A 25568-nucleotide genomic window follows, 5' to 3' on the forward strand; every position below is an offset into this window, starting at 1 on the left:
CGAGCCGATGAGATGACGCCACTTGACGAAAAATAGTTTTGCCACAAAACTATCCCTGTCGATCGCGAGCCGATCGAGCATGACAAGGAGGACATGTTGAAGATCGTCATCGCAGGGGCCGGCATCGGCGGACTCGCCACCGCACTCAGCCTGCATCGCGCCGGGTTCACCGACGTCGTGGTCTACGAGCGCGTCGGCGCGCTGCGTCCGCTCGGGGTGGGCATCAACCTTCTGCCGCACGCGGTCCGCGAGCTCACCGAGCTCGGCCTCGCCGAGGCCGTCGAGCGCATCGCCGTGAAGCCGAGCCGGCTCTCGTACTACAACCGGTTCGGCCAGCCGATCTGGTCGGAGCCCCGCGGCACCGACGCCGGCTACAGCTGGCCGCAGCTCTCCGTGCACCGCGGCGAGTTCCAGATGCTGCTCGTCGACGAGGTGCGCCGTCGCCTCGGCGACGACGCGATCCGCCTCGACAGCCGCCTCGTCGGGGTCGAGCACGGCGAGCACCACGAGTACGCGCGCTTCGCCCGCTCGAACGGCGAGGAGTTCGAGGTCACCGCCGACGTGTTCATCGCGGCCGACGGCATCCACTCGACCCTGCGCGCGCAGGAGTACCCCGAGGACGGCGCCCCCGTCTGGTCGGGCCTCGTGCTCTGGCGCGGCACCGCCACGGTGCCGGCGTACCTCGACGGCCGCACCATGATCATGGCGGGAGACGGCGAGCAGAAGTTCGTCGCCTACCCGCTCGCGCCCGCCGACGGCGACGACCCGGGGTCGCTCCGCCTCAACTTCATCGCCGAGCGGCGCGCCCCCGAGGGCACGACCGAGCTCGCCGACTGGAACCTCCCGATCGACCCCGCACCGATCGTCGAGCGCTTCTCGGAGTGGACCTTCGACTGGCTCGACGTGCCGGCGACGATCGCGGCGGCCGACCAGATCCTCGAGTACCCGATGGTCGACCGCGAGGCGCTGCCCGCCTGGCGCTTCGGCAGCTCGGTGCTCCTCGGCGATGCGGCGCACGCGATGTACCCGAACGGGTCGAACGGCGCGTCGCAGGCGATCCTCGACGCGCGCACCCTGGCCTTCCACCTCGCGAACGGCGTCGCCGCGCTCGAGACGGCGGACGGCCGCCCCGACGCGTCGGGCACGACGGCCGCGATCCGCACCGCGCTCGACGCGTACGACGCCGACCGCCGCCCCGCCACCGCACGCCTGCTCGAGATGACCCGCGCCCTCGGTCCCGAGCGCGTGATGCAGCTCGCGTACGACCGCGCGCCCGAGGGCTTCGCCGACATCCACGACGTCATCCCGGCCGACGAGCTCCAGCAGATCGCCGACGACTACAAGCGCACCGCGGGGTTCCACCCCTCGACGCTCAACGAGCGCGCCTCGCTCTCGGCGTCCGTCGAGCCGGGCCCGGTGGCAGACTGACCGGATGCCGGTGACCCGACCCGAGACCTCAGCACCCGCCGTGACGCCGACGGCCACGCAGCCGGACCCGGCGCAGGCTGCTGCCGCGCCGGCGCTCGCGCGGCTCAACCTGGTCGTCTCCCCGCTGCGGCGCGCGCTGCTCTCCGCGGCGCGCGCCGCCGAGGGGCTGCCCGACATCCCCGACGCGCAGATCGAGGTGCTGCGGGCGATCCCCGGCGGCGTGCGATCCTCGCCGGGTGCGCTGGCCGAGCAGCTCGGCCTCAGCCGTCCGACGGTGAGCAACCTCCTGAAGTCGATGGAGTCGGCCGGGCTCGTCGAGCGACTCGCGCAGGCGGGCGACGGCCGGCGCGTCGAGGTCCGCGCGACGACGAGGGCGCTCGAGCTGCTCGCCCGCTTCGACGAGGCGAGCGCGGTCATCGTCGGCGACGCGCTGGCCGAGCTCGACGCGGACGAGCGCGAGGCGCTCGCGGCGGCACTGCCGGTGCTCGAGCGCCTCAGGGGCATCGTCGAGCACCGCACCCGGCACTGAGCCGCACGGGGGAGAGCTCCCCATCGCGACGCCCCGCGGCGGGCTGCTAGCGTGCGACCGCACGCCGGGGCATCCGCGTGCGACCCCTCGAACCCTGCTCGGCCGAGACGCCGATCGAGAACGGAGTACCGTGATCCAGCGCGCCGCCGCGACCGTCGCCCTCGGGGCCGTCGCCCTCCTCCTGGCCGGCTGCGCGAGCGCAGCGACGGGCGCGAACGAGGGCGGCGAGGGCGCCGAGCAGCTCGGGAGCACCGGGGCCGGCGGCTTCGAGGCCGCGCTCGCCGCGGTGCCGGGCCCCGGGGCGGGGCCCGCCGACATCGCGTTCGCCGACTACGCCGCCGCGCGAGCCGCGCTCGGCGCCGACGAGGCGGGCGCCGGCGTCGACGCGCTGCGCCTGCTCGGCGACGAGCTCGGCATGATCCTCCCCGCCCCGTTCGGCTGGAACCGGGCCGAGCTCGCCGGCGAGGTCGACGAGACGATCGGCGTCTCGCTGGCGGACGTCACGGCCTTCGTCGACTGGCAGGGCGACGTGGGCGACGTGCTCGCGTTCGACGCACCCGACGACGCCGGCGCCCGGCTGACCGCCGCGCTCGGCGAGCCCGCCGACGGCGTCTGGGCCCATGGCGAGGAGGACGGCGGCGTCGACCTCTCGCTCGGCGAGGCCGCGATGCGGTCGCAGCGCATCGCCGAGGTCGACGGGCGCGTGGTGATCGCGAGCACGGGCGAGCTGCTCGAGCTGGTCCGCGAGGGCGACGTCGCGGCCGACGACGAGGCGCGGGCCGAGGCGGCCCGGGCGCTCGACGAGCGCGAGGTGCTCGCGGCGATGCTCAATCGTCCGTCGCTCGGCGCCGACTCGTCGTTCAGCTGGGTCGGCGGCGGCGTCTCCCACGACGGCGGCGTCACGCGCGACCACCTCGTCTGGGTCGTCGCCGAGGGCGGCGACGTCGAGGCTTCAGCCGAGCGCGTGCGCGAGAACCTCGCCTCAGGGGCGACCGCCGACGGCACGCCGTTCTCCGAGCTCCTCGAGGTCGAGGACGTCACGGTCTCGGGCCGGCTGATCATCGCCGACGCACGCCCGGTCGGCTCCGCCCCCGTCTGGTCGCAGCTGCTGTACCGCGGCGACCTCGGCTGATCGGCCGCCGCGGCCTACGCTGGAGTCATGACACCCGCTGCGGACTCCCACCACGACCACGCGGCGCCCGACGCCGGGCAGGGCGGCGAGGCATCCGACGGCGGCGAGCTCGCGATCGCGATCGCGCAGTTCGCCCCCACGGCGGATGCCGCGGCGAACCTCGACGAGATCGAACGCCTCGCACGTCACGCGGTGGGGCGCGGTGCGCGGCTGGTCGTGTTCCCCGAGTACTCGATGTTCTTCACGCCCGAGCTCGGGCAGGAGATGGCCGACGCGGCCGAGCCGCTCGACGGCGGGTTCGTGCGTGCACTGGGGGCGCTCGCGGGCGAGCTCGGCGTGCACCTCGTCGCGGGCGTGCTCGAGCGGGTGCCGGGCGACGACGCCCGGTTCTCGAACACGCTCGTCGCGCTCGACGACGGCGGGCAGTTGGTCGCCCGCTACCGCAAGCAGCACCTCTACGACGCGTTCGGCCAGCTCGAGTCGGAGCGAGTCGTCGCCGGAGCGCTCGACGAGCCCGAGATCTTCGCGGTCGATGGCGTCGAGGTCGGCATGCAGACCTGCTACGACCTGCGGTTCCCCGAGGTCACGCGGGTCATCGTGGATGCCGGCGCCGACCTCGTGCTCGTGCCCGCCGAATGGGTGCGCGGCCCCCTGAAGGAGCACCACTGGCGCACCCTCGCGCTGGCGCGGGCGATCGAGAACACGGTCTACCTCGCGGCCGCCGACCAGACGCCGCCGGTCGCCGTCGGGCGCAGCCTCGTCGTCGACCCCATGGGCGTCGAGCTCGCGGCGCTCGGCGAGCAGCCCGGGGTCGCGGTCGCCTGGATCTCGCGCGAGCGGCTCGCCGCCGTGCGACGCACGAACCCCGCCCTCGCACTCCGCCGCTACGGGGTCGTGCGGCGCTGAGGGCCCGCCCGGGCCTCGCGGCGTCGCTGCGCTAGCCGGCGGCGCCGAGCGTGGCGAGTCGCGCCGAGGCCTCCTCGAGCACGGGCATCCGCTTGCAGAAGGCGAAGCGCACGAGGCTGCGGTACGCGTCGTGCCGGTCGGCGTGCACGAACGCCGACACGGGAACCCCGACGACGCCCGCCAGCTCGGGGAGCCGCCGGCACAGCTCGGCCGCGTCGGAGAACCCGAGCGGCGTGGCATCCGCGACGACGAAGTAGCCGGCCCGGGGGAGCGCGACGGTGAACCCGGCCTGCTCGAGTCCCGCCGTGAGCACGTCGCGCTTCGCCGCGAGCGTCTCGGCCGCGCCGGCGAAGAACGCGTCGGGGAGGCCGAGGCCCGTGGCGATCGCCGGCTGGAACGGCGCGCCGTTGACGTAGGTGAGGTACTGCTTGACGGCGAGCACCGCGGTCACGAGCGGAGCGGGAGCGGTGATCCAGCCCACCTTCCACCCGGTCGTCGAGAAGGTCTTGCCGCCTGAGGAGATCGAGATCGTGCGCTCGCGGGCGCCGGGCAGCGCCGCGATCGGGCGGTGGGGCGCGTCGAACGCGAGGTGCTCGTAGACCTCGTCGGTCGCGATGAGCGCGTCGTGGCGCTCGGCGAGCTCGACGATCGTCGCCAGCACCTCGTCGTCGAAGACGGCGCCGGTCGGGTTGTGCGGCGAGTTGACGATGACGAGCCGGGTGCGGTCGGTGACCGCCCGCCGCAGCTCGTCGAGGTCGACGCGCCAGGATGCCCCGCGCCCGCCCCGCTCGTCGGCCGTCCAGTGCAGCGGCACCGTGCGGTGCACGCCGCCCGCCCGGGCGATGAGCGCCGCATAGGCGTCGTAGTACGGCTCGAAGGTGACGACCTCGTCACCGCGGTCGACGAAGGCGAGCACGGTCGCGGCGAGCGCCTCGGTCGCGCCGGCCGTCACGAGCACCTCGCTCGCCGGGTCGAAGGAGAGTCCGTACCAGTGGTGCTGGTGGGCGGCGATCGCCTGTCGGAGCACGGCGTGGCCGAGCCCGGGCGGGTACTGGTTGACGCCGTCGGCGATCGCGGCGCGGGCGGCCTCGAGGACCTCGGCCGGGCCGTCCTCGTCGGGGAACCCCTGCCCGAGGTTGATCGCCCCCGTGCGGGTCGCGAGCGCGCTCATCTCGGCGAAGATCGTCGCCGCGACGCGGCCGTCGTCGCCGAGGAGGCCGGCTCCGGCGGCGGTGCGCTGCCACGGACTGAGCCCCGACGCGGGGGAGAAGTCGCTCATGTTCACACCGTACGCGAAGCCGCGCACGGGTACGCTGGCGCAGGGCGTCGCCGCCCGTCCGGCTCGCTCGGACGAATCCCTGCTCGGTGATAGCAAGGTCATAGGAACCGCCGATCCGGGGCACAGCTTGGCGCGGGATGCTGGCATCGCTTTGGAAGGAGCAGACATGACCGACACGACTGACGGCGCACAGGGCGAGGCCCGCGACGCCGAGGTCACCGAGGAGCTCACGGCTCCCGAGGCCAGCACCACCGAGACGACCGCCGCCGCGAGCACCGCAGCCGAGACGGCCACCACCGAGACCATCGCCGAGGCGCCCGAGGCGCCCGAGGCTGCGGCTCCGGCCGCTGCTGCGGCTCCGGCCGCCGCGACGCCGGCCGCCGAGGCTCCCGCTGCACCGGCCGCCGCTGCATCGGCCCCGGCCGCAGCCGCTCCCGTCGCGCCGACTCCCGCAGCCGAGGCTCCGGCCGCTCCCGCGGCTCCGGCGCCCGCCGCGCCCGTCGCGACCGGCACCGTGTACGAGCCGGGCCAGGCCCCGCAGCCGTACCACGCCCCGCAGTACACGAAGCAGGCGGCCGCCCCCGCGACGGCCCCGACCGTTCCCGTGGCCGGGCAGGTCCCGCCGGCCTTCGGCGGCCCGCAGCCCGGAGCGACCCAGCCGACCACCCCGGTCGCGGGGGTCCCGCCCTACGGCACCGGCCCCGAGGCATCCGCCGCGCCGGCCCAGAAGCCGCGCCGCGTCGGACTCGGCGTCGCCGCCGCGATCGTGGCGGCCGCCCTCATCGGCGGCGCGTCGGGCGCGGGCATCACCGCCCTCGTGACGAGCAACCAGGACTCGAGCTCGACCGCGAGCTCGGGCACCGCCCAGAACATCGTCGTGAACGACACCGACCAGGTGACCGCGGTCACCGCCGTCGCCGCGAAGGCGAGCCCGAGCGTCGTGACCATCTCGGTCGCGGGCAACGAGGGCGCCGGCACGGGTTCGGGCATCATTCTCTCCGACGACGGCTACGTGCTGACGAACACCCACGTGGTGACCCTCGACGGCGCGACCGGCGACCCGACGATCCAGGTCAAGACGAACGACGGCCACCTCTACGAGGCCGAGCTCGTCGGCACCGACCCGCTGTCCGACCTCGCGGTGATCAAGCTCGTCGACGCCTCGGGCCTCGCCCCGCTCGAGTTCGCCGACTCCGACCAGCTCAACGTGGGCGACACGGCGATCGCGATCGGCGCGCCGCTCGGTCTCTCGGGCACCGTGACCAACGGCATCGTGAGCGCGCTCAACCGGTCGATCGACGTCGCCTCCTCGGCGGCGCCGGCCACCCCCGACGACGCGCAGAGCGACGACGGCTCGGGCGAGGGCTCGGGCGAGGGCGACGGCGGCCAGCAGGGCGGCGAGGGCGACAACCCGTTCGACTTCTTCTTCGACATCCCCGAGCAGGGCGGCGGCCAGGCCCAGCAGCCGGCAGCGAACGCCGGGCGCGTCTCGCTGCCGGTCATCCAGACCGACGCCGCGATCAACCCCGGCAACTCGGGCGGCGCGCTGCTCGACGCCGAGGGCCGCCTCATCGGCGTCAACGTCGCGATCCTCTCGGCCGGCGAGTCGGCCGAGGCGGGCAACATCGGCGTCGGCTTCGCCGTGCCGTCGAACCTCGCCGAGCGCATCGCGAAGGAGATCATCGAGGACGGCTCGGCCTCGCACGGCCTGCTCGGCGCGACGGTCACCTCGGCCGAGGCCGACGAGAAGAGCACCACGGTCGGCGCGCTCATCACCGACGTCACGCCGGGCGGCGCGGCCGAGAAGGCCGGGCTCGAGGACGGCGACGTCGTGACCGAGTTCAACGGCACCCCGATCACCGACCAGACCGACCTCACCGCCCAGGTGCGCGCACTCGCGGGCGGCTCGAAGGCCGAGCTCACGGTGATCCGCGACGGCGAGACCCAGACCGTCGAGGTCACCCTCGACACCTACGAGGGCTGAGCCGGAACGGCACGGATGCCACGGGGCGGGGCCGGATCGAGATCGATCCGGCCCCGTTCGGCGTCCACCCGGATGCCGCCCGCGCGAGCACGGCTGCTAGGCTCGATCGACCCCAGCGCGAGTGAGGAACATGCCCGAGCACCACCCCGAGACGACCCCGTCGTCGCTCGTCGGCGTGTCGTACGTCATGCCCGTGCTCAACGACGTCGCGCACGTGCGCCAGGCGGTCGAGTCGATCCTCGCGCAAGACTACGCGGGCCCCGTCGAGGTGCTCATCGCCCTCGGGCCCTCGATCGACGGCACGAACGAGCTCGTCGCCGACCTCGCGTCGCGCGACGAGCGCATCCGCGTGCTCGAGAACGCGGTCGGGTCGACGCCCGCCGGGCTCAACATCGGCATCCGCGCCGCCCGGTACCCCGTCGTCGTGCGCGTCGACTCGCACTCGATGCTGCCGAGCGACTACGCGCGCATCGCCGTCGCGACGCTCGAACGCACCGGCGCCGACAACGTCGGCGGCATCATGGACGCACGTGGCGAGACGCCGTTCGAGCGGGCCGTCGCGCTCGCCTACACGACCAAGGTCGGCCTCGGCGGCTCCGCGTTCCACGTCGGCGGCGCTGAGGGGCCCGCCGAGACGGTCTACCTCGGCGTGTTCCGCCGCGACGCCCTCGAACGCGTCGGCCTCTTCGACGAGTCGATCAAGCGAGGTCAGGACTGGGAGCTCAACCGGCGCCTCCGCGAGACCGGCGGCACCGTCTGGTTCACGCCCGAGCTCGCCGTGACGTACCGGCCGCGTTCGAGCGTCGACCGGCTCGCCCGCCAGATGTTCTCGACGGGTCTCTGGCGCGGCGAGCTCGCCCGCCGCTTCCCTGCGTCGAACGGCATCCGCTACTTCATCCCGCCCGTGATGGTGGTCGGCGTCGCCCTCGGGCTGCTGCTCGGCATCGGCGGCATCGTGCAGGCGATGCTCGGCGCGACCCCGTGGCTGCTCGTCGGCTTCGCGGCGCCGCTCGTCTATCTGCTCTTCGTCGCGGTCGCGACGTTCTCGGCCGCGCGCGGGCGCGGTGCGAGCACGGCCACATGGTTTCTCGTAGTGTTGCCGTGCATACATGTCACGTGGGGCATCGGCTTCGTACTCGGCTATCTCTCGCTGACCAGCAACATCGCACGGCACACGGGAAGGTGAGCGCGGATGTCTGACGCCCGACCGGCGACGGCGCGGCCGGCGAGCATCGCCGAGCTGCGTGCCGTCGCGCAGCCGCCCGAGGTGCGCGGGCGCCGCAACGCCGAGCACTGGACGGCGTCGCTCTACCTCCGCCGCTTCTCGATCTACCTCACGTGGCTGCTGCTCAAGACGCCGATCTCGGCGAACGGCGTCACGGGGCTCATGATCCTCGTCGGCTGGTCGACGGCGGCGGCGCTGCTCATCCCGGGCGTCTGGGGCGCGCTGCTCGCGGTCGTGCTCGGCCAGCTGCAGATGCTGGTCGACTGCTGCGACGGCGAGGTCGCCCGCTGGCGGCGCACCTCCTCGCCCGCCGGGGTGTTCCTCGACAAGGTCGGCCACTACACGACCGAGGCGCTCATCCCGCTCGCACTCGGCCTCCGCGCCGCCGCGTACCCGCTCGAGTTCCCCGCCGACTTCCTCTGGACGACGATCGGCGCGCTCCTCGCCCTCGTGATCGTGCTCAACAAGGCCCTCAACGACATGGTGCACGTCGCCCGTGCCAACGCGGGGCTCGCGAAGCTCGCCGACACCCATGGCGAGACCGCGCCGCGCGGCGGGCTCATCGCCACGCTCCGCAAGGCGGCCAGGTTCCTGCCCTTCCACCGGCTGTACCACTCGGTCGAGCTCACCCTCATCGCCTTCGCGGCCGCGCTCGTGGGTCTCGTCGCGGGGCAGCCGCTCGTCGACCGCGTGGTCGTCGCCGTCCTCCTCCCGCTCGCCGTGCTGGCCGTGATCGGGCATTTCGTCGCGATCATGGCGTCCCGTCGTGTCCGTTCCTGAGCCGCACCCCGTGCCGCGCGTCGGCGTCGTGGTGCTCACGATGGGCAAGCGCCCCGACGAGCTCCTGCGAGGCGTCGACAGCGTGCTCGCGCAGCAGGGCGTCGAGACCGACGTGGTGGTCGTCGGCAACGGCTGGGATCCGGCGACCGCCGAGCCCGCACTGCCCGCGGGCGTGCGCACCCGGCACCTGCCCGAGAACCTCGGCATCCCGGCCGGCCGCAATGCGGGCGTGCCCGACGTGTCCGGCGCGGTGCTCTTCTTCCTCGACGACGACGCGTTCCTGCCGAGCGACTCGTTCCTCGCCGACGGCGTACGGCTGCTCGCCGACCGCCCCGAGCTCGGGCTCGTCCAGCCCCGCGTCGTCGATCCGACCGGCCTCGCCTCACCGCGCCGCTGGATCCCGCGCATCCGCAAGGGCGACCCCGCGCACTCGAGCCCCGTCTTCTCGTGCTGGGAGGGCGCGGTGCTCATGCCGCGCGCGGTGTTCGACGAGACCGGCGGCTGGGCCGACCCGTTCTTCTACGCCCACGAGGGCATCGAGCTCGCCTGGCGCGTGTGGGACGCGGGTCGCGTCGCCTGGTACGAGGGCTCGCTCGAGGCCGCGCACCCCGTCATCGACCCCGCACGGCACTCGTACTACTTCCGCCTCAACGCCCGCAACCGGGTCTGGCTCGCGCGACGCAACCTGCCCGCGGTGCTGGTGCCGCTCTACGTCGGCTCGTGGACGGGCATCCAGATGCTCCGCTGGGCGCGGCAGCCCGCCGCGCTCAAGGCCTGGTTCGGCGGCTGGAGGGCCGGCTGGCGCGAGTCGCCCGGCGAGCGCCGCCCGATGCGCTGGCGCACCGTCTGGCGGATGACCCGTGCGGGTCGCCCCCCGGTCGTCTGACCGCCGAGCATCACGATCGGCGATCGCCTCGGGCAGCGCGTCCGCCACGCGGCATCCGCCCAGTCAGACCTCGCTACCCTTGGACGGTGGGATTGAGGAAAGACGCGCGACGCGCAGTGAAGCTCGCCAAGGACATCATGTGGTCGCGGCGTGCGCAGCGCGCGCTCAGGGCGAAGCTCGCCGACCGGGCGCCGCTCGAACCGCACCGCTTCAAGATCGGCGTCTACTTCGCCGACGGCAAGGTCAACCTGTACCAGCTGCGGCAGTGGTACGCACCGCTCGCAGAGCTCGCCGAGACGCACCCGGTGCTCGTGCTCACGCGGGCGTCGGGCGCCGCGCTGAAGCTCCTCGACGAGTCGCCGCTGCCCGTCGCCTACGTGCGCCGCGTCGCCGACCTCGAGCGGGTCATCCACGAGCAGGACCTGCACGTCATCCTCTACGTGAACCAGAACGCGAAGAACTTCCAGATGATGCGCTACGGGCGCCGCTGGCACGTGTTCATCAACCACGGCGAGTCCGACAAGATGTACATGACGACCAACCAGTTCAAGGCGTACGACTACGCCCTGATCGCCGGCGACGCGGCGCGTGCGCGCCTCGACAAGGTGCTGTGGGACTACGACTTCGACAAGCGGGCGATCCCGATCGGGCGTCCGCAGGCCGACCACTACCTCGACGGCAGCCCGCTGCCGTACACGCCCGACGAGCGCGAGGTCGTGCTCTACGCCCCGACGTGGGAGGGCGACCGCGCGGCCGCGGCGTACGGCTCGATCGCGTCGCACGGCGTCGCACTCGTCGAGGGCCTGCTCGCGACCGGGCGGCACCGGGTGATCTACCGGCCGCACCCGCGCTCGGGCGTCGTCGACGAGGCGTACGCGGCCGCGAACAAGCGCATCATCCAGGCGATCGAGCAGGCCAACGCCGCCGACCCCGGTGCGCAGCACGTCTTCGACGACGGGCCGAAGCTCGGCTGGCAGCTCGCCGCGGCCGACGTCGCCATCGTCGACATCTCGGCGATGGTCTACGATCGGCTCGCCGCGGGCAAGCCCCTGCTCATCACGCGGCCCGCGAACCCCGCGGCGCAGATCGACACCGGCGGGTACCTCCAGGCGTGCGAGTGGCTCGTGGCGGGATCCGGCGAGCAGCTCGTCGCCCGCGTCGACGAGGTCGCGCACGACGCCGAGGCGCTCGCCCGGCTCGGATACTGGGTCGAGCGCTACTTCGGCGACACGACGCCGGGCGTCACGACCGCGCGCTTCCACGCGGCGATCGACCACCTCATGGCCGAGTGGGAGCGGTTCGCCGCCCTGCACGCCGAGGACGGCGAGGTCGACGAGCACGACGAAGAGGGCGAGACCGACGACGAGGAGCTCGTCTAGCCGCTCGCCGGCCGCCGAGCGGTCGTCCGCCCCGTCGAGCGGGCGCCGCTCAGTGCTGCTCGGGCCGAGGGGCCGCCGACCCGATGGAGCCGACGCCGCCCTCGGCACCCTCCTCTACGCCGTGCTCGGCTCTGCTCTCGGCACCGTGCTCCGCGCCCTCGATCGGCTCGGCCGCCTCCGCCTCCGCCTGCTCGCGTCCGGCCGCGAGCCTCGTGAACGGCCGCTTCGCGGCTCGGCCGACGGCGCCGCCGACGATCCCCGCCGTGCGCGCGAGCCGCTTGCCCGTCGCGGCGAGGACGGTGTCGTCGCCGCGCGGCTCGAGCTCGGCCGGCAGCAGCGCGGGCGCCGCGCCGAAGGCCAGCCGCGACTGCGTGAGTACGCGTCGCCCGAGGACGTGGTTGCCGATGCCGCCGATGGCGGCGCCGATGCCGAACGGGATCGCCTTGCCGATGATGCCCGCGCCGCCCTTGACGGCGAACTGCTTGATGAAGACCGAGCGGAGGCGGTCGACGACGGTGCCCATCACGGCCTTCGGCAGGCTGTTCGTGATGAGCTCGCCCCAGTAGGCGCTGCGCGCGATGCCCGAGCCCGTCGCCTGGCCGGCGAACTGGCGCACGAGGTCGCTGCCCTCCTGGCCGAGCATGAGCGTCATGACGAGCGCGCGGGCGCGCTCGGGGTTCTCGACGTGGATGCCGTGCACCTCGGCGACGGACTGCGCGAAGAGCGCGGTCGCCTCCAGGAACCCGGCCGTCTCGACGCCCGAGAGCGCGAGGGTGACCCCGGTGCCGATGCCGGGCACGACGGCGGTCGCGCCGACGGCGGCGCCGCCCGTCGTGACGGCGGCGAGGTAGCGGCGCTCGAGGATGCGCACCAGCTGGTCGGGGGTCGCGCCCGGTGCGCGGCGGCGGATGCTGCGCAGGTGCGCGACGACGATCGGGCGCTGGATCGCGAGGGCCCGGTCGATCGCACGCTCGACGCCCTGCGCGCGGCCGGAGTCGGCGGCGGGGCCGGTCTGCGAGCCCGCGCCCTCGCGCGGTTCGCTCGGGCCCATCGAGGTGATCGTGTGCACACGGTCGGACATGGCGACGATCCTAGACGCCATGTCTGAGTACGAACCCTACTTGCCGGTGCCGTAGTCGTGGTTGTAGCGCGTGAGCACCTCGTCGATCGGGCCGTCGAGTGCGAGCTCGCCCTTGTCGAGGTAGAGGCCGCGGGTGCAGAAGCGGCGCAGGTCGCGCTCGTTGTGCGAGACGAAGAACAGTGTGCGCCCGCCCGCCAGCAGTTCGTCGATGCGCTCGTAGCACTTCTCACGGAACGCCTTGTCGCCGACGGCGAGCACCTCGTCGACCAGCATGATCGGCTCCTCGAGCTGCGAGATCACGGCGAACGCGATGCGCACCTTCATGCCGCTCGAGAGGTGCTTGTAGGGGGTGTCGAGGAAGTCGCCGATCTCGGCGAAGCCGATGATGTCGTCGAACCGGGCGTCGATCTGCGAGCGCGCCATGCCGTGCAGCCCCGCGGTCAGGTACACGTTGTCGCGCACCGTCAGGTCGTCGACGAAGCCGCCCGTGATCTCGATGAGCGGCGCGACGCCGCCGGCGACCGTCACCGAGCCCTCGTCGGGCAGCATGACGCCGGCGACGAGCTTCAGCAACGTCGACTTGCCCTGGCCGTTGCGGCCCACGACTCCGATCGCCTCGCCCTGGCGCACGTCGAACGAGACGTCGCGCAGCGCCCAGAACTCGCCGGGCCGGGTGCGGCGGCGGCGACCGGCGAGGAGGTCCTTGAAGGAGCGACGGCCGCGCCGGTTGCGCCGGAATCGCACCCCGAGCCCCTCGACGCGGATGTCGAACGGCTCGGTCGTCTCGCGGCCGATGCCGTCGCGCACGGATGCCTCGGTCATCAGATCTCCTTCAGCACCTGTCGCTCGGATCGACGGAAGACCCAGAGCCCGAGGGCGAGGAAGGCGAGCGACATGACCGCGGCGACCGCGACCTCGAACCAGATCAGCTGGTCGGGGAAGAACGCGGCCCGGTAGAGCGAGAAGATGCCCGAGAGCGGGTTGAACGCCGCCCAGAACTGCATGCCCTCGGGCAGGTCGGTCGAGGCGTAGATGATCGGCGTCGCGTAGAAGAGGAACCGGAGGACGAGCTTCACCGCACGCTCGAGGTCGCGGAAGAACACCACGAGCGGGGCGACGATGAGGCTGACGCCCGCGGTCAGCACGGCCTGCATGAGGATCGCGAGCGGGAAGTAGACGATCTGCCAGTGGAGCTCTGCGCCGAACAGGACGGCGAAGAGCGCGAGCACCGGCAGCGCGAAGACGAACTCGATGCCCTTCGAGAGCACGATCCTGTTGACCCAGATGGTGCGCGGGATCATCGTCGACCTGACGAGCTTCGCGTCCTTCAGGAACGCCCTGGTCGAGTCGGAGACGGCGCCGTTGAACCACATCCACGGCAGGAGCGCCGAGAGCAGGAAGACGATGTAGGGGTCGGTGCCCACGCCCTTGTTGAAGACCTGGGTGAACACGAACCAGTAGATGCCCGCCATCACGAGCGGATCGAGCACCGACCAGACGTAGCCCAGCGCGGAGGTCGAGTAGCGCACCTTGAGGTCGCGGGTCGTGAGCAGCCAGAGCGCATGCCGGTACCGCGCGAACGGCGTCCGCTGCAGCGGATGCGCGTCTCGGTACGACACCGATGCTGTGCTCATCACGCCTCTCATCGTAGATGCCTCTCCGGGGTAGATTTGATGCAGACGGGTGGCGACGTGCCGAGCCCGACTCGGAAGGAACCAGCGCCCCGTGCACCGCACCAGCACCCGCGTCATTCTCAGCTGCGCCGCGATCGGCGTCGGCGGCGGTCTCGTCGCCGCGGGCTCCGGGTACTTCGCCGGCCTCATCGCGGGCATCGCGCCCATGCTCTACGGCATCACGATCGGCACGCACTTCCTGCCGAGCGCCGTGGCACTGGCGCTCCTCAAGCGCCCAGGGGTCGGCATCCTCACGGGCTTCATCGCGGGCCTCGTCGGTGCGGCGTTCGCGCCCCACTGGATCCTGCGGTTCCTCGGCACCGGCCTGCTCGTCGGCGCGCTGCTCGAGCTGCCCTTCTTCCTCACCCGGTACAAGAACTGGTCGCCGTGGCTGTACTACGTCGCCGCGGCCGGCTCCGGCATCGTGCTCGCCGTGGGCACGTTCATCGCCCTCGGCCCCGAGCACTACGCGCCGTGGTTCTGGGTGCTCTACCTCGCCATGTTCGCGCTGAGCCCCGTGCTGTTCACCTGGCTCGGCCGGGTCATCGCCGCGTCGCTGTCGCGCGCCGGCGTCGCGCGCACCTTGCGCTGAGCGCCGGCCCGGCCGCGACGGCGCCGGGTACGACGAAGGGCGGATGCCGCAGCATCCGCCCTTCGTCTCTTGCGCTGTGTGGAGCAGGTCACACGAAGTGGTTCGCGCGCTCCAGATCTTCGGCGAAGTCGATCTCGACCGCGTAGAGGTCGGAGACGTCCATCGGCTCGACGAGGAGGCCGTTGTTCTCGATCGCGAGCTCGAGGCCGCGCTCGAAGTAGTCCTGGTCGCCGACCCGCTGCAGGTGGGCGAGGAACGTCGCCTTGTCGCGGCTCGAGATGTAGTTGATGCCGACGGCCTCGCCGAGCCCGCCCTTGACGGTCTTGGAGAGCTCCTTGATGTAGCCCTCGGCGCTCGTCGTGTACTTGACCTCTTCGTCGGAGACCTTCGCCGTGTTCACGGTCACGAACGACTGGTCGCGAGCGATGAGGGGGAGGGCCCGGTCGAGGATGGCCGGGTCGAAGACGACGTCGCCGTTCATCCACAGCACGCCGCCCGCCTGCGAGGCCGCGAGGGCCCGCATGAGCGACTTCGAAGTGTTCGTCTGGTCGTACTCCTCGTTGTAGACGAAGGACGCCTGCGGGAACGCCTCGATGATGTGCTCGAGCTTGTAGCCGACGACGATCGTCACGTCGGCGTTCGCGCCGAACGCGTGCTCGACGTTGTCGAACTGCTGGCGCATGATGGTGCGGCCGTCGCTGAGCTCGGTCAGGGGCTTGGGGAGGGATCGCCCGAGCCGGCTTCCCATGCCGGCCGCGAGAATCACGATCTGGGTGGTCACTGCATCTCCTTCGGTGGGTCGGATGCCCCCACCGGGCGACCTCGGTCAGAGGAGTTCGCCCGGAGTTCATCCGGAAGTTCACATGTGGACACGCCGTTATGCCGCAACCCAGCGTATCCGGCGGTGCTCTCGGGTCGCCATTCGGGGCAGCCGGTCGTAGTGGGATCGTGATATGACGCACAGGGAATCCACAGTCAGGCGATCGCAGCGTCGACGCGCGCTCGGCGGGCGGTCATTGGTAGGTTTGCTTGGTGACTTCCGTTTCGCGCTCTGATCACGACGACGAAGCTGCCGAAGGCACCGGTGCGGGGGCGCCTCGAAAGGGCGGAACCGCGTCGGGAGCGTCGGGCAGCGCCGCTTCGGGAGCCCGGAAGAGCGCCGGGAAATCCTCCGCGAAGACGATGACCCCCGCCGAACGGGCCGCCGCGCGATCGGCCGCCGCGAAGAAGGCGGCCGCGACCCGGCGCGCGAACAAGGCGGCCGCCGAGGCCGCCGAGCAGGGCGTCGCGACCGACCCGGGCGACTCGAAGCGCACGGGCGCGTCGAACGCCGCCTCCGCCGCCGCGCGCACCGCACGCGGGGCCGGGGCCAAGAATGCGCGCACCGCACGCGACTCGGCCGCCAGGAGCGCGGCGAGCACGCCCGGCGACCGCAGCAGGGCGACCGCGGCGGCCAGTGCGCAGCGGCAGGCGCAGCAGCGCGTCGCGGCGTCGGTCACGACCGAGACCACCGCGGCCGAGCGCGCCCCCAGGAAGCCCGCCGACCAGACGATCCCCGCGGCGGCGAGCGAGCCGCCCGTCGTCGCCGAGCGGCACGAGCCCCGCCGCGACGAGATCGACGAGACCACCACCGAACGCCGCACGCCGGTCGCCGAGGTGCGGGCGGCCGCCGTCGCGGCGAGCGAGGCGGCGCTGGCAGAGTCGGCGACCGACGAGGCCGCGTCGGGCGACGCGGAGCCGGCGGCCGTCGAGGAGCCCGTCGTCGAGGCCGTGGCGCCGGTCGCGACCGCCGCCGAGGCGATCGTCGCGGAGCCCGCGGTCGTGGAGCCCGCGGTCGAGGCGACCACCGCCGACGAGACCGCGATCGAGGAGGCCGGGCCCGAGGCATCCGCACCGCTCATCGCGGCGCAGTCGGTCGCCGTGATCCCCGCCAAGAAGAACGCCGCCCCGCGCAAGAAGCGCACCCTGCGGGTCGCGCGCCCGGCGCCGCCCGAGGGCACGCCGAACGTGCTGTCGATCACGGGGCTCGTCAAGCGCTTCGGCGAGAACACCGCCGTCGACGGCATCAGCCTCGACGTGCGTGCGGGTTCGTTCTTCGGCATCGTCGGGCCGAACGGCGCGGGCAAGACCACGACGCTCTCGATGATCACCGGGCTCCTCCGGCCCGACGCCGGCACCGTCCGCATCCACGACATCGACGCCTGGGCCGACCCGCACGCCGCGAAGCGCGCGACCGGCGTGCTGCCCGACCGCCTGCGGCTCTTCGACCGCCTGACCGGCGCGCAGCTGCTCTACTACTCGGGCATCCTCCGCGGCCTCGACAACCGCACCGTGCGCGAGCGCAGCGCCGACCTCATCGCGGCCTTCGGCCTCGACGACGCCGTCGACCGGCTCGTGGCCGACTACTCGGCCGGCATGACGAAGAAGATCGCGCTCGCGTGCGCCATGATCCACTCGCCGCGGCTGCTCGTGCTCGACGAGCCGTTCGAGTCGGTCGACCCGGTGTCGGCCGCGAACCTCACCGAGATCCTCGAGCGCTACGTCGCCGGAGGCGGCACGGTCGTGCTCTCGAGCCACGGCATGGACCTGATCGAGCGCGTCTGCGACTCGGCCGCGATCATCGTCTCCGGACGGGTGCTCGCGGCGGGCACCCTCGACGAGGTGCGCGCCGGTCACACCCTCGAAGACCGATTCGTCGAGCTCGCGGGCGGGCGCAAGGCAGCGGAAGGCATGGAATGGTTGCACAGTTTCTCCGACTGAAACTGCGCCTGCTGGCGAACATCTTCCGCCGCAGCACCTGGCAAGTGGTCGGCATCGTGCTCGGCCTCGTCTACGGTCTCGGTCTCGCGCTGCTGCTCTTCCTCTCGCTCGTGGGGCTGCGCCTCGTCGACGACGTCGAGGTCATCCGCGACGTGCTCGTCGTCGCGGGGGCTGCGACCGTCGTGGGCTTCATCGTGTTCCCGCTCGTCTTCGGCACCGAAGACACGATGGACCCCCGCCGCTTCGCCTTCTTCGGCCTGCCCGACCGCACCCTCGCGCTCGCGCTCGCGGTCGCTGGCCTCATCGGCATCCCGGCGCTCGTGCTCGCGATCGTGCTGCTGGGCACCGTCGTGACCTGGTCGCGCGGCGTCGCCGAGACGCTGCTCGCGCTCATCTCGGCGGCCCTGGCCTTCGCGACCTGCCTCCTGCTCGCCCGCGTGACGACGGCGCTCGCCTCGTTCCTGCTCTCGACGCGACGCTCGCGCGAGCTGCTGGGCGTCATCGGCCTGCTCCTCATCGTCATGCTGTCGCCGATCATCGTCGTGCTCGTCACGCTCGACTGGGCGAACTCGGGGCTCGAGATCCTCGGAGTCCTCGGCGACATCCTCGGCTGGACGCCCTTCGGCGCCGTCTTCGCGGTGCCCGGTGACGCGGCCGCCGGCGCATGGGGCCCGGCCATCCTCGAACTGCTGATCGCCGCCGCCACCCTGGGCGCGATCTGGCTCGCCTGGCAGGCGCTCGTCGCGAAGATGCTCGTGACCCCCGGTCGCGAGGCGTCGGCGAAGAGCTACCGCGGGCTCGGCTGGTTCGACCGGATGCCCCACGGTGCGACCGGTGCCGTCGCGGCGCGCAGCTTCACCTACTGGTTCCGCGACGCCCGCTACTGGGTGTCGATCGTCATGGTGCCGATCGTGCCGGTGCTCGTCATGGTGCCGCTCGGCGTCGCCGGGGTGCCCCTGCAGTACCTCGGCCTCATCCCGGTGCCGCTCATGTGCCTGTTCCTCGGCTGGAGCCTGCACAACGACACCGCGTACGACTCGACCGCGATCTGGCTGCACATCACCTCGGGCGTGCGCGGCAACGCCGACCGGCTCGGGCGCCTCATCCCGGTGCTCGTCGCCGGCGTGCTCGTGATCGGGCTCGGCAGCGCCGTCACCGTGTTCGTCCTCAACGACTGGCGCCTGCTGCCGTCGCTGCTCGGCGTGAGCACCGCGCTGCTGCTCGCCGGCCTCGGCGTCGGGTCGATCACCTCGGCACGGTTCCCGTACCCGGCCGTGAAGCCGGGCGACAGCCCGTTCCAGCAGCCGCAGTCGACGGGCGGCATCACCGCGCTCGTGCAGTCGCTGACGATGCTGGCCTCGGTGCTCGTGGCGGCGCCGGCCGCGTTCTTCGCGGCGCTCGGCATCCTCGTCGACCCGGGCTGGCACGCCGCCGCCTTCGCATCCGGCGTCGGGCTCGGCGTGCTGGTGCTCGTCATCGGCGTCTGGTTCGGCGGGCGCGTCTTCGACGCGCGCGGGCCCGAGATGATCGCCGCGGCGATCCGCGCCTAGCCGCCGCCCTCGCCGACGGCCGACCTCGCCGCCCGATCGACGCGTAGAATCGAGCGCATGATCCACACCGTGCGCGCGAGCATCGCCGACCCCGGTCAGCCGGGCGGCGGCACCGACGTCCTCGACCGCGAACTCGAGAAGCTCCTCAACGAAGAGGCCATCGAGCCGGGCGATCACGAGCGCTTCTCCCACTACGTCCAGAAGGACAAGATCCTCGAGTCGGCGATCACGGGCAAGCCCGTGAAGGCGCTCTGCGGCAAGAAGTGGACCCCGGGGCGCGACCCCGAGAAGTTCCCGGTCTGCCCGAGCTGCAAGGAGATCTACGAGCGCATGAAGGCGGGGTAGTCCGCGCGTTCGTCGCCGTCGTGCGTCGCCTCCTCGTCGATCGTGGTTCAGTGGTGGCCACGATGGCATCCCGACCGGCTTCCGGTACGTTCCGATGCGTCGGACCGGGGGTGACCGTTGGCGATCGTACGCACGGGCAAGCGCAGCACGACGGCCGTGCTGTGCGTCGCGCTGCTCGGACTCGCGGGATGCACCGCCGCACCTGAGCCCCCGGACGCCGGCGACGCGGGCGTCACGACGCTGCGCCTGGCCCGCACGGGATCGTTCGCCGACGTGCAGATCGACGCCTTCTCGGAGGCGGTGGCCACGGACTCGGGCGGCGCACTCGAGATCTCGATCGCCGAGGAGTACGAGACCGACACCAACCTCATCGAGGAGGAGATCGTCGGGGCGGTCGCCGCGGGCGAGGTCGATCTCGGCTGGATCGGCAGCCGCGTCTTCGCGGGCCTCGGCGTCCACGACCTCGACGCGCTCACCGCGCCCATGCTGATCGACTCGCTCGATGCCGAGCGGGCGGTGCTCGACAGCGGGATCGCGGCGGAGATGCTGCCGGCGCTCGACAAGCTCGGCGTGGTCGGACTCGCCGTCATGGGCGGAAGTCTCCGCCACCCCATCGCGGTCGACGCGCCGGTACTCGGGGTCGCCGACTACGCCGGCCTGCCTTTCCACGTCTTCCACGGCGAAGGCGCGTTCGAGACGCTCGCCCTCCTCGGGGCCGCGCCCGTCGACGTCCCGCCGCCCCAACGGGACAGCGGGCTGCTCGACGGCACGATCGGCGCGTTCGAGAACAGCGTGCCGTACTTCGCCTCGTCGTTCGCCGAGAAGGGCACGCCGTACCTCACCGTCGACGTCGCGCTCTGGCCGTCGATGGGCGTGCTGATCGCCGACCCCGAGGCGCTCGCGTCGCTCGACGAGTCAGCCCGCCAGGCACTGACGGGCGCCGCCGAGCAGACCGCCGAGCAGTCGGTCGACCTCGTCGACGACGAGGGCGGCGTCATCGCCGCCGCGTGCGCGGAGGGGGCGACGTTCGCGCAGGCCGGGCCCGATGCGGTCGCCGAGCTGCGAACCGCGGTGGCGCCCGAGCGGGCGCGGCTGGCCGAGTGGCCGGCGAGCCGGGGATACCTCGACCGGATCACCGAGATCGTCGCCGAGGTGGACCCGGTGACGCCGGAGATCCCGGCGGACTGCTCGGGCTGAGCAGGCCAGCGGAGCAGTTCAGCGGAGCAGTTCAGCGGAGCGGTTCAGCGGTAGTTCGTCGGAATGACCGGTTCGCCGCGGCCGAGCCGGAACGCCTCGATCGGCAGCTCCTGCATGACCTCGGCGCGGTGCGCGCGGGCCGCGGTCGTGCCCGCGGCGCCGAGGAAGGCGGGGTCGACCTCGCCCTTCGCGACGAGCTGCACCATGAGCGGGCGCAGCCGGTCGCCCGCGTCGAACTCGGCCTCGCCGTCGGGGCCGTCGCCGACGAAGACGAGCTCCTCGCGCGCCGTGCGGGTGGCGTCGAGGCGGCGGGCCGCGTTCTTGCGACCGCCGACGCTGGCCTTCTGCGTCGAGGCCTTCGCGACGGGGATCCACTCGCCGGCGTCGTCGCGCCGGGCGACGAGCTTGTAGACCATGCCGGCGGCGGGGAATCCGGATCCGGTGACGACCGCGGTGCCCACGCCGTAGGCGTCGACGGGTGCGCCCGAGAGGCCGGCGATCGTGAACTCGTCGAGGTCGCTCGTCACGGTGATCTTCGTGTCGACCGCACCGAGCGCGTCGAGCTGCTCGCGCACCGCGGCGACGACGGTGGGCAGGTCGCCCGAGTCGATGCGCACGGCGCCGAGCTCGGGGCCGGCGACCTTCACGGCGAGCTCGACGCCGCGGGTGATGTCGTAGGTGTCGACGAGCAGCGTGGTCTTCGGGCCGAACGCCTCGACTTGGGCGCGGAACGCGGCCTCCTCGGTGTCGTGCAGCAGCGTGAAGGCGTGGGCTGCCGTGCCCATCGTCGGGATGCCCCAGGTGCGGCCCGCCTCGAGGTTGGAGGTCGCGTCGAAGCCGGCGATGTAGGCCGCACGCGCCGCGGCGATCGCGGCGCGCTCGCTCGTGCGGCGCGACCCCATCTCGGAGATGGGGCGGCCGAGCGCGACCGAGACCATGCGAGCCGCGGCGCTCGCGACCGAGGAGTCGTAGTTGAGGGTCGACAGCACGATCGTCTCGAGCATGACGGCCTCGGCGAAGCTCGCCTGGATCGTGAGGAGCGGCGAGCCGGGGAAGTACGCCTCGCCCTCGCGGTAGCCCCAGATGTCGCCGGCGAAGCGGTAGTCGGCGAGCCAGTCGATCGTCGCGGGCCGCACCACCTCGTGCTCGCGGAGCCACTCGAGCTCGGCGTCCTCGAAGCGGAACCGCTGCACGAGCTCGAGCAGGCGCCCCGTGCCGGCGACGACGCCGTAGCGGCGGCCGTCGGGCAGGCGTCTCGCGAAGGCCTCGAAGAGGCTCTCGCGGTGGGCGGTGCCGTCGAGGAGGGCGGCATCGACCATCGTCAGTTCGTAGCGGTCGGTGAAGAGGGCAGCTGAGCCGGTCACGGAGTCGAGCCTACTGGGGCGGGCAGGGCGGTCGACGCGAGTTCGCCGAGCGATTCGGGGGAACTCCCGGCCGGCTCGGAGCTCCAGGCGATGACGGGCCGGTCGTTCGCGGCGGCGAGCTCGCCTCCGACGAGGGGGCAGCGTGCCGGGTTCAGCCCCCTGATCGGGGGATTGTCTCCGGTTCTAGCCGCGTTGTACCGTGTGCCAGGTCGTGCAGACGCACCCCCGCAGTCAGCGGGAAGAGCCCGACGACGTCCTGCACCGCCCGTGGGTCCGCGGCAGCGCCGCCGCAGGAGGAGGCTCTGATGTCTGATCGGTTCGGACGCCGTCCCGGCGTCGTCGCCGCGGTCGCGTCGATCGCCCTCGGGGGTGCGGTGCTCGCCGGTGCAACGCCGGCGATCGGCACGCCCGTCGTGTCGGAGCAGCGCCTCGACGCCTCGGATGCCGAGGCGTTCGACGCCTTCGGATCCGCGGTCGCGGTGTCGGGCGACCGGGTGGTGGCGGGAGCGCCGAACGGCGACGCCGACGAGATCGACTTCGGCGCGGTGTACGTGTACGAGGCGGATGGCTCGGGCGGATGGGCGGAGCGCAAGCTGACCGCGTCCGACGGCGCGGCCGGCGACCAGTTCGGGAATGCGGTCGCGGTGTCGGGCGACCGGATCGTGGTCGGCGCGCCGTCCGACGACGACCGCGGGACCGGGTCGGGTTCGGTGTACGTCTTCGAGGCGGACGGCTCGGGCGAGTGGGCGGAGCACAAGCTCACCGCGTCCGACGGCGAGTCGAACGACTGGTTCGGCCACGCGGTCGCGGTGTCGGGCGACCGGATCGTGGTCGGCGCGCCGTTCGACGACGACGGCGCGTCCGGGTCGGGTTCGGTGTACGTGTTCGAGCCGGATGGCTCGGGCGGCTGGTCGGAGCAGAAGGTGACCGCGTCCGACGGCGCAGCCGACGACACGCTCGGGTACTCCGTCGCGGTGTCGGGCGATCGGATCGTCGCCGGTGCGCGGCTCGACGACGACCGCGGTCCCGAGTCCGGTTCGGCCTACGTGTTCGAGGCGGACGGCTCGGGCGGCTGGGCGGAGCAGAAGCTCACCGCGTCCGACGGCGCAGCCAGCGACACCTTCGGATTCGCGGTGGCGGTGTCGGGCGGGCGGATCGTGGTGGGCTCGCGACTCGACGACGACTCCGGCGACGCCTCCGGCTCGGCGTACGTGTTCGAGGCGGACGGCTCGGGCGGCTGGGCGGAGCAGAAGCTCACGGCATCGGACGGAGCCGAACTGGACATGTTCGGGCACGCCGTGGCGATCTCGGGCGATCGGATCGCGGTGGGGGCGCGGCGTCACGACGGCGCGGGGTCCGATCGCGGTGCGGTGTACGTCATGGAGCTGGACGGCTCGGGCGGATGGGCGGAGCAGAAGCTCGTCGCATCCGACGGCGATGACAGCGACTTCCTCGGAACCTCACTCGCGCTGTCGGGCGACCGGGTCGTCGCAGGAACCCCGTTCAGGATTGTCGGGGGCGCGGCGTACGTGTTCACGCTCGAACCGCTCGTGACCGACGCCGACGGCGATGGAGTCGCCGATTCCCACGACGTGTGCGCGGGCACCGAACTCTCCCAGGCCGCACCGGCGGGACTGAAGAAGAACCGGTACTGGTCGACCGCGACGGGAGCCTTCGTCGACGCGAACGGCAGGCTCGCGCCCTACACGGTCGCCGACACCGCCGGATGCTCGGCGTCGCAGGTCATCGCGGTCGCGGGGCTCGGCAACGGGCACACGCGCTTCGGCATCACCCTGAGCGCGCTCGAGGCCTGGGTCGCCGCTCACTGACGCGAACCTGCGCGGCTCGCCTAAGCTAGACCCTTGTGACGGATGCACCGATCGGAATCTTCGACTCCGGGGTCGGCGGGCTCACCGTCGCCCGGGCGGTGAAGGACCAGCTGCCGAACGAGTCGATCCTCTACATCGGCGACCTCGAGCACTCGCCCTACGGGCCGAAGAAGATCGCCGACGTGCGCGGCTACGCCCTCGCCGTGCTCGACGACCTCGTCGCGCAGGGCGTCAAGATGCTCGTCATCGCCTGCAACACGGCCTCGGCGGCGATGCTCCGCGACGCGCGCGAGCGGTACGACGTGCCGGTCGTCGAGGTGATCCAGCCGGCCGTGCGCCGTGCGGTCGCCGCGACGAAGACCGGTCGGGTCGGCGTCATCGGCACCCAGGGCACCGTCTCGTCGCGGGCGTACGACGACGCCTTCGCCGCCGCCCCGCACCTCGAGCTCTTCTCGCAGGCCTGCCCCCGCTTCGTCGAGTTCGTCGAGGCCGGCGTGACGACCGGCGACGAGCTGCTCGCCGTCGCCGAGGAGTACCTCGCGCCGCTCCGCCGCGCCGACATCGACACCCTCGTGCTCGGCTGCACGCACTACCCGTTCCTCAAGGGCGCGATCTCGTACGTCATGGGCGAGGGCGTCACCCTCGTCTCGAGCGACGTCGAGACCGCGAACGACGTGTACCGCGTGCTCGTGGGCGGCGGCATGGAGCGCCGCGCCGCCGAGCCGCCGAGCTACCGCTACGAGGCGACGGGGCAGTCGACGAGTGCCTTCCTCGACCTCGCCCACCGACTCATCGCCCCCGAGATCCCGAGCGTCGAGCTCGTGCAGACGGGGGCCGTCACCCTTCCCGACCGCGAACGACTTCGACTGGAGAACAACGCATGACCGAGGCATCCGCCACCCCGATCGTTCGCGCCGACGGGCGCACGCCCGACCAGCTGCGCGAGGTGACCATCGAGCGCGGCTGGAGCGCCCACGCCGAGGGCAGCGCGCTCATCTCGTTCGGCGGCACCAAGGTGCTGTGCACCGCGAGCTTCACGAACGGCGTGCCGCGCTGGCTCAACGGCAAGGGCAAGGGCTGGGTGACGGCCGAGTACGCGATGCTGCCGCGCGCCACGAACACCCGCAACGACCGCGAGAGCGTGAAGGGCCGCATCGGCGGCCGCACGCACGAGATCAGCCGCCTCATCGGCCGCAGCCTGCGCGCGGTCGTCGACATGAAGGCGCTCGGCGAGAACACCCTCCAGATCGACTGCGACGTGCTGCAGGCCGACGGCGGCACCCGCACCGCGGCGATCACGGGTGCGTACGTCGCGATGGCCGACGCGATCGAGTGGGCACGCGGCCAGAAGTTCATCGGCCAGCGTGCGACGCCGCTCATCGACACCGTCTCGGCGGTCTCGGTCGGCATCATCGACGGCACGCCCATGCTCGACCTCGCCTACGTCGAGGACGTGCGCGCCGAGACCGACATGAACGTCGTCGCCACCGGCCGCGGCCTCTTCGTCGAGGTGCAGGGCACGGCCGAGGGTGCGCCGTTCGACCGCCGAGAGCTCGACTCGCTGCTCGACCTCGCGCTCGCCGGCACCGCCTCGCTCACCGAGCTCCAGCGGGCCGCGCTCGCCGCGTCGCTCGCGGCGGGGGAGTGAG

The 25568-nt window shown here is 72.6% G+C and carries 23 protein-coding genes; 17 read left to right on the forward strand and 6 right to left on the reverse strand.

The window, feature by feature from the left end:
* Positions 1-96 precede the first annotated feature (96 nt).
* The 4 genes from ACFVSL_RS09280 to ACFVSL_RS09295 all read left to right on the forward strand — a co-directional run bounded on the left by ACFVSL_RS09280 (position 97) and on the right by ACFVSL_RS09295 (position 3995).
* Entirely contained in the window at positions 97-1428 is a 1332-nt protein-coding gene (locus ACFVSL_RS09280) for a flavin-dependent oxidoreductase (protein WP_386940409.1), read from the forward strand.
* 4 nt (positions 1429-1432) lie between these two features.
* A complete protein-coding gene (locus ACFVSL_RS09285) occupies positions 1433-1957 on the forward strand; it encodes a MarR family winged helix-turn-helix transcriptional regulator (RefSeq protein WP_386940410.1) in 525 nt (174 codons plus the stop codon).
* Positions 1958-2087: 130 nt separating this feature from the next.
* On the forward strand, positions 2088-3089 hold the full coding sequence (locus tag ACFVSL_RS09290) for a hypothetical protein (RefSeq protein WP_386940412.1): 1002 nt from the start codon (positions 2088-2090) through the stop codon (positions 3087-3089).
* Between the two features lie 27 nt (positions 3090-3116).
* Positions 3117-3995, forward strand: coding sequence for a carbon-nitrogen hydrolase family protein (locus tag ACFVSL_RS09295; RefSeq protein ID WP_386940414.1), 879 nt, complete (start codon positions 3117-3119; stop codon positions 3993-3995).
* A 31-nt stretch (positions 3996-4026) separates the two neighbouring features.
* Here the strand turns inward: ACFVSL_RS09295 and ACFVSL_RS09300 are convergent, their stop codons facing one another.
* The gene (locus ACFVSL_RS09300; protein WP_386940416.1) at positions 4027-5274 is read right to left on the reverse strand and encodes an aminotransferase class I/II-fold pyridoxal phosphate-dependent enzyme; all 1248 of its coding nucleotides are present in this window, start codon (positions 5272-5274) and stop codon (positions 4027-4029) included.
* 166 nt (positions 5275-5440) lie between these two features.
* Between ACFVSL_RS09300 and ACFVSL_RS09305 the strand changes: the two genes are divergently transcribed.
* The 5 genes from ACFVSL_RS09305 (at position 5441) to ACFVSL_RS09325 (ending at position 11528) form a co-directional block, all read left to right on the forward strand.
* A complete protein-coding gene (locus tag ACFVSL_RS09305) occupies positions 5441-7258 on the forward strand; it encodes a S1C family serine protease (RefSeq protein ID WP_386940418.1) in 1818 nt (605 codons plus the stop codon).
* Between the two features lie 130 nt (positions 7259-7388).
* The gene (locus tag ACFVSL_RS09310; protein ID WP_386940420.1) at positions 7389-8444 is read left to right on the forward strand and encodes a glycosyltransferase family 2 protein; all 1056 of its coding nucleotides are present in this window, start codon (positions 7389-7391) and stop codon (positions 8442-8444) included.
* 6 nt (positions 8445-8450) lie between these two features.
* Entirely contained in the window at positions 8451-9263 is an 813-nt protein-coding gene (locus ACFVSL_RS09315) for a CDP-alcohol phosphatidyltransferase family protein (protein ID WP_386940422.1), read from the forward strand.
* 40 nt (positions 9264-9303) lie between these two features.
* Positions 9304-10149 (forward strand): glycosyltransferase family 2 protein, encoded by an 846-nt coding sequence (locus tag ACFVSL_RS09320; RefSeq protein WP_386941132.1) that lies wholly within the window; start codon positions 9304-9306, stop codon positions 10147-10149.
* Between the two features lie 86 nt (positions 10150-10235).
* Positions 10236-11528, forward strand: coding sequence for a CDP-glycerol glycerophosphotransferase family protein (locus ACFVSL_RS09325; RefSeq protein ID WP_386940424.1), 1293 nt, complete (start codon positions 10236-10238; stop codon positions 11526-11528).
* 49 nt (positions 11529-11577) lie between these two features.
* On the opposite strand, the gene ACFVSL_RS09330 is transcribed toward ACFVSL_RS09325, so the two are convergent.
* Genes ACFVSL_RS09330 through ACFVSL_RS09340 form a run of 3 tightly spaced genes read right to left on the reverse strand, consistent with a single transcriptional unit; the run spans position 11578 to position 14243 of the window.
* Entirely contained in the window at positions 11578-12609 is a 1032-nt protein-coding gene (locus tag ACFVSL_RS09330; protein ID WP_386940426.1) for a hypothetical protein, read from the reverse strand.
* A 36-nt stretch (positions 12610-12645) separates the two neighbouring features.
* On the reverse strand, positions 12646-13431 hold the full coding sequence (locus ACFVSL_RS09335; protein ID WP_386940428.1) for an ABC transporter ATP-binding protein: 786 nt from the start codon (positions 13429-13431) through the stop codon (positions 12646-12648).
* Positions 13431-14243 (reverse strand): ABC transporter permease, encoded by an 813-nt coding sequence (locus tag ACFVSL_RS09340; protein ID WP_386940430.1) that lies wholly within the window; start codon positions 14241-14243, stop codon positions 13431-13433. The genes ACFVSL_RS09335 and ACFVSL_RS09340 overlap by 1 nt, the downstream gene beginning before the upstream one ends.
* Before the next feature lie 91 nt (positions 14244-14334).
* On the opposite strand from ACFVSL_RS09340, the gene ACFVSL_RS09345 reads away from it, so the two are divergent.
* The gene (locus ACFVSL_RS09345; RefSeq protein WP_386940432.1) at positions 14335-14874 is read left to right on the forward strand and encodes an ECF transporter S component; all 540 of its coding nucleotides are present in this window, start codon (positions 14335-14337) and stop codon (positions 14872-14874) included.
* Positions 14875-14962: 88 nt separating this feature from the next.
* Here the strand turns inward: ACFVSL_RS09345 and ACFVSL_RS09350 are convergent, their stop codons facing one another.
* Complete coding sequence (locus tag ACFVSL_RS09350; protein ID WP_386940434.1) at positions 14963-15655, reverse strand: NTP transferase domain-containing protein; 693 nt, start codon at positions 15653-15655, stop codon at positions 14963-14965.
* A gap of 401 nt (positions 15656-16056) precedes the next feature.
* Here ACFVSL_RS09350 and ACFVSL_RS09355 point away from each other — a divergent pair, with 401 nt between their 5' ends.
* The 4 genes from ACFVSL_RS09355 to ACFVSL_RS09370 all read left to right on the forward strand — a co-directional run bounded on the left by ACFVSL_RS09355 (position 16057) and on the right by ACFVSL_RS09370 (position 20726).
* A complete protein-coding gene (locus ACFVSL_RS09355; RefSeq protein ID WP_386940436.1) occupies positions 16057-17634 on the forward strand; it encodes an ATP-binding cassette domain-containing protein in 1578 nt (525 codons plus the stop codon).
* A complete protein-coding gene (locus ACFVSL_RS09360; RefSeq protein ID WP_386940438.1) occupies positions 17610-19184 on the forward strand; it encodes a hypothetical protein in 1575 nt (524 codons plus the stop codon). The genes ACFVSL_RS09355 and ACFVSL_RS09360 overlap by 25 nt, the downstream gene beginning before the upstream one ends.
* Positions 19185-19241: 57 nt before the next feature.
* Positions 19242-19529: a DUF3039 domain-containing protein gene (locus ACFVSL_RS09365; protein ID WP_386940440.1), complete on the forward strand. Its 288-nt coding sequence runs from the start codon at positions 19242-19244 to the stop codon at positions 19527-19529.
* A gap of 117 nt (positions 19530-19646) precedes the next feature.
* Positions 19647-20726 carry a TRAP transporter substrate-binding protein gene (locus ACFVSL_RS09370; protein ID WP_386940442.1) on the forward strand — a complete coding sequence of 360 codons (1080 nt, stop codon included), beginning with the start codon at positions 19647-19649 and terminating at the stop codon, positions 20724-20726.
* A gap of 44 nt (positions 20727-20770) precedes the next feature.
* Here the strand turns inward: ACFVSL_RS09370 and ACFVSL_RS09375 are convergent, their stop codons facing one another.
* Positions 20771-22090: a nicotinate phosphoribosyltransferase gene (locus ACFVSL_RS09375; RefSeq protein ID WP_386940444.1), complete on the reverse strand. Its 1320-nt coding sequence runs from the start codon at positions 22088-22090 to the stop codon at positions 20771-20773.
* 305 nt (positions 22091-22395) lie between these two features.
* Between ACFVSL_RS09375 and ACFVSL_RS09380 the strand changes: the two genes are divergently transcribed.
* Genes ACFVSL_RS09380 through rph form a run of 3 tightly spaced genes read left to right on the forward strand, consistent with a single transcriptional unit; the run spans position 22396 to position 25567 of the window.
* Positions 22396-23919, forward strand: a complete 1524-nt coding sequence (locus ACFVSL_RS09380; RefSeq protein ID WP_386940446.1) for an FG-GAP repeat protein — start codon at positions 22396-22398, stop codon at positions 23917-23919.
* A gap of 35 nt (positions 23920-23954) precedes the next feature.
* Positions 23955-24803 carry a glutamate racemase gene (gene murI, locus ACFVSL_RS09385; protein WP_386940448.1) on the forward strand — a complete coding sequence of 283 codons (849 nt, stop codon included), beginning with the start codon at positions 23955-23957 and terminating at the stop codon, positions 24801-24803.
* Positions 24800-25567, forward strand: a complete 768-nt coding sequence (rph, locus tag ACFVSL_RS09390) for a ribonuclease PH (protein WP_386940450.1) — start codon at positions 24800-24802, stop codon at positions 25565-25567. Before murI ends, rph begins: the two co-directional genes overlap by 4 nt.
* Position 25568 lies beyond the last annotated feature (1 nt).

Origin of the sequence: Agromyces sp. NPDC058064 (assembly GCF_042885275.1) — a bacterium.
Lineage (GTDB): Bacteria > Actinomycetota > Actinomycetes > Actinomycetales > Microbacteriaceae > Agromyces.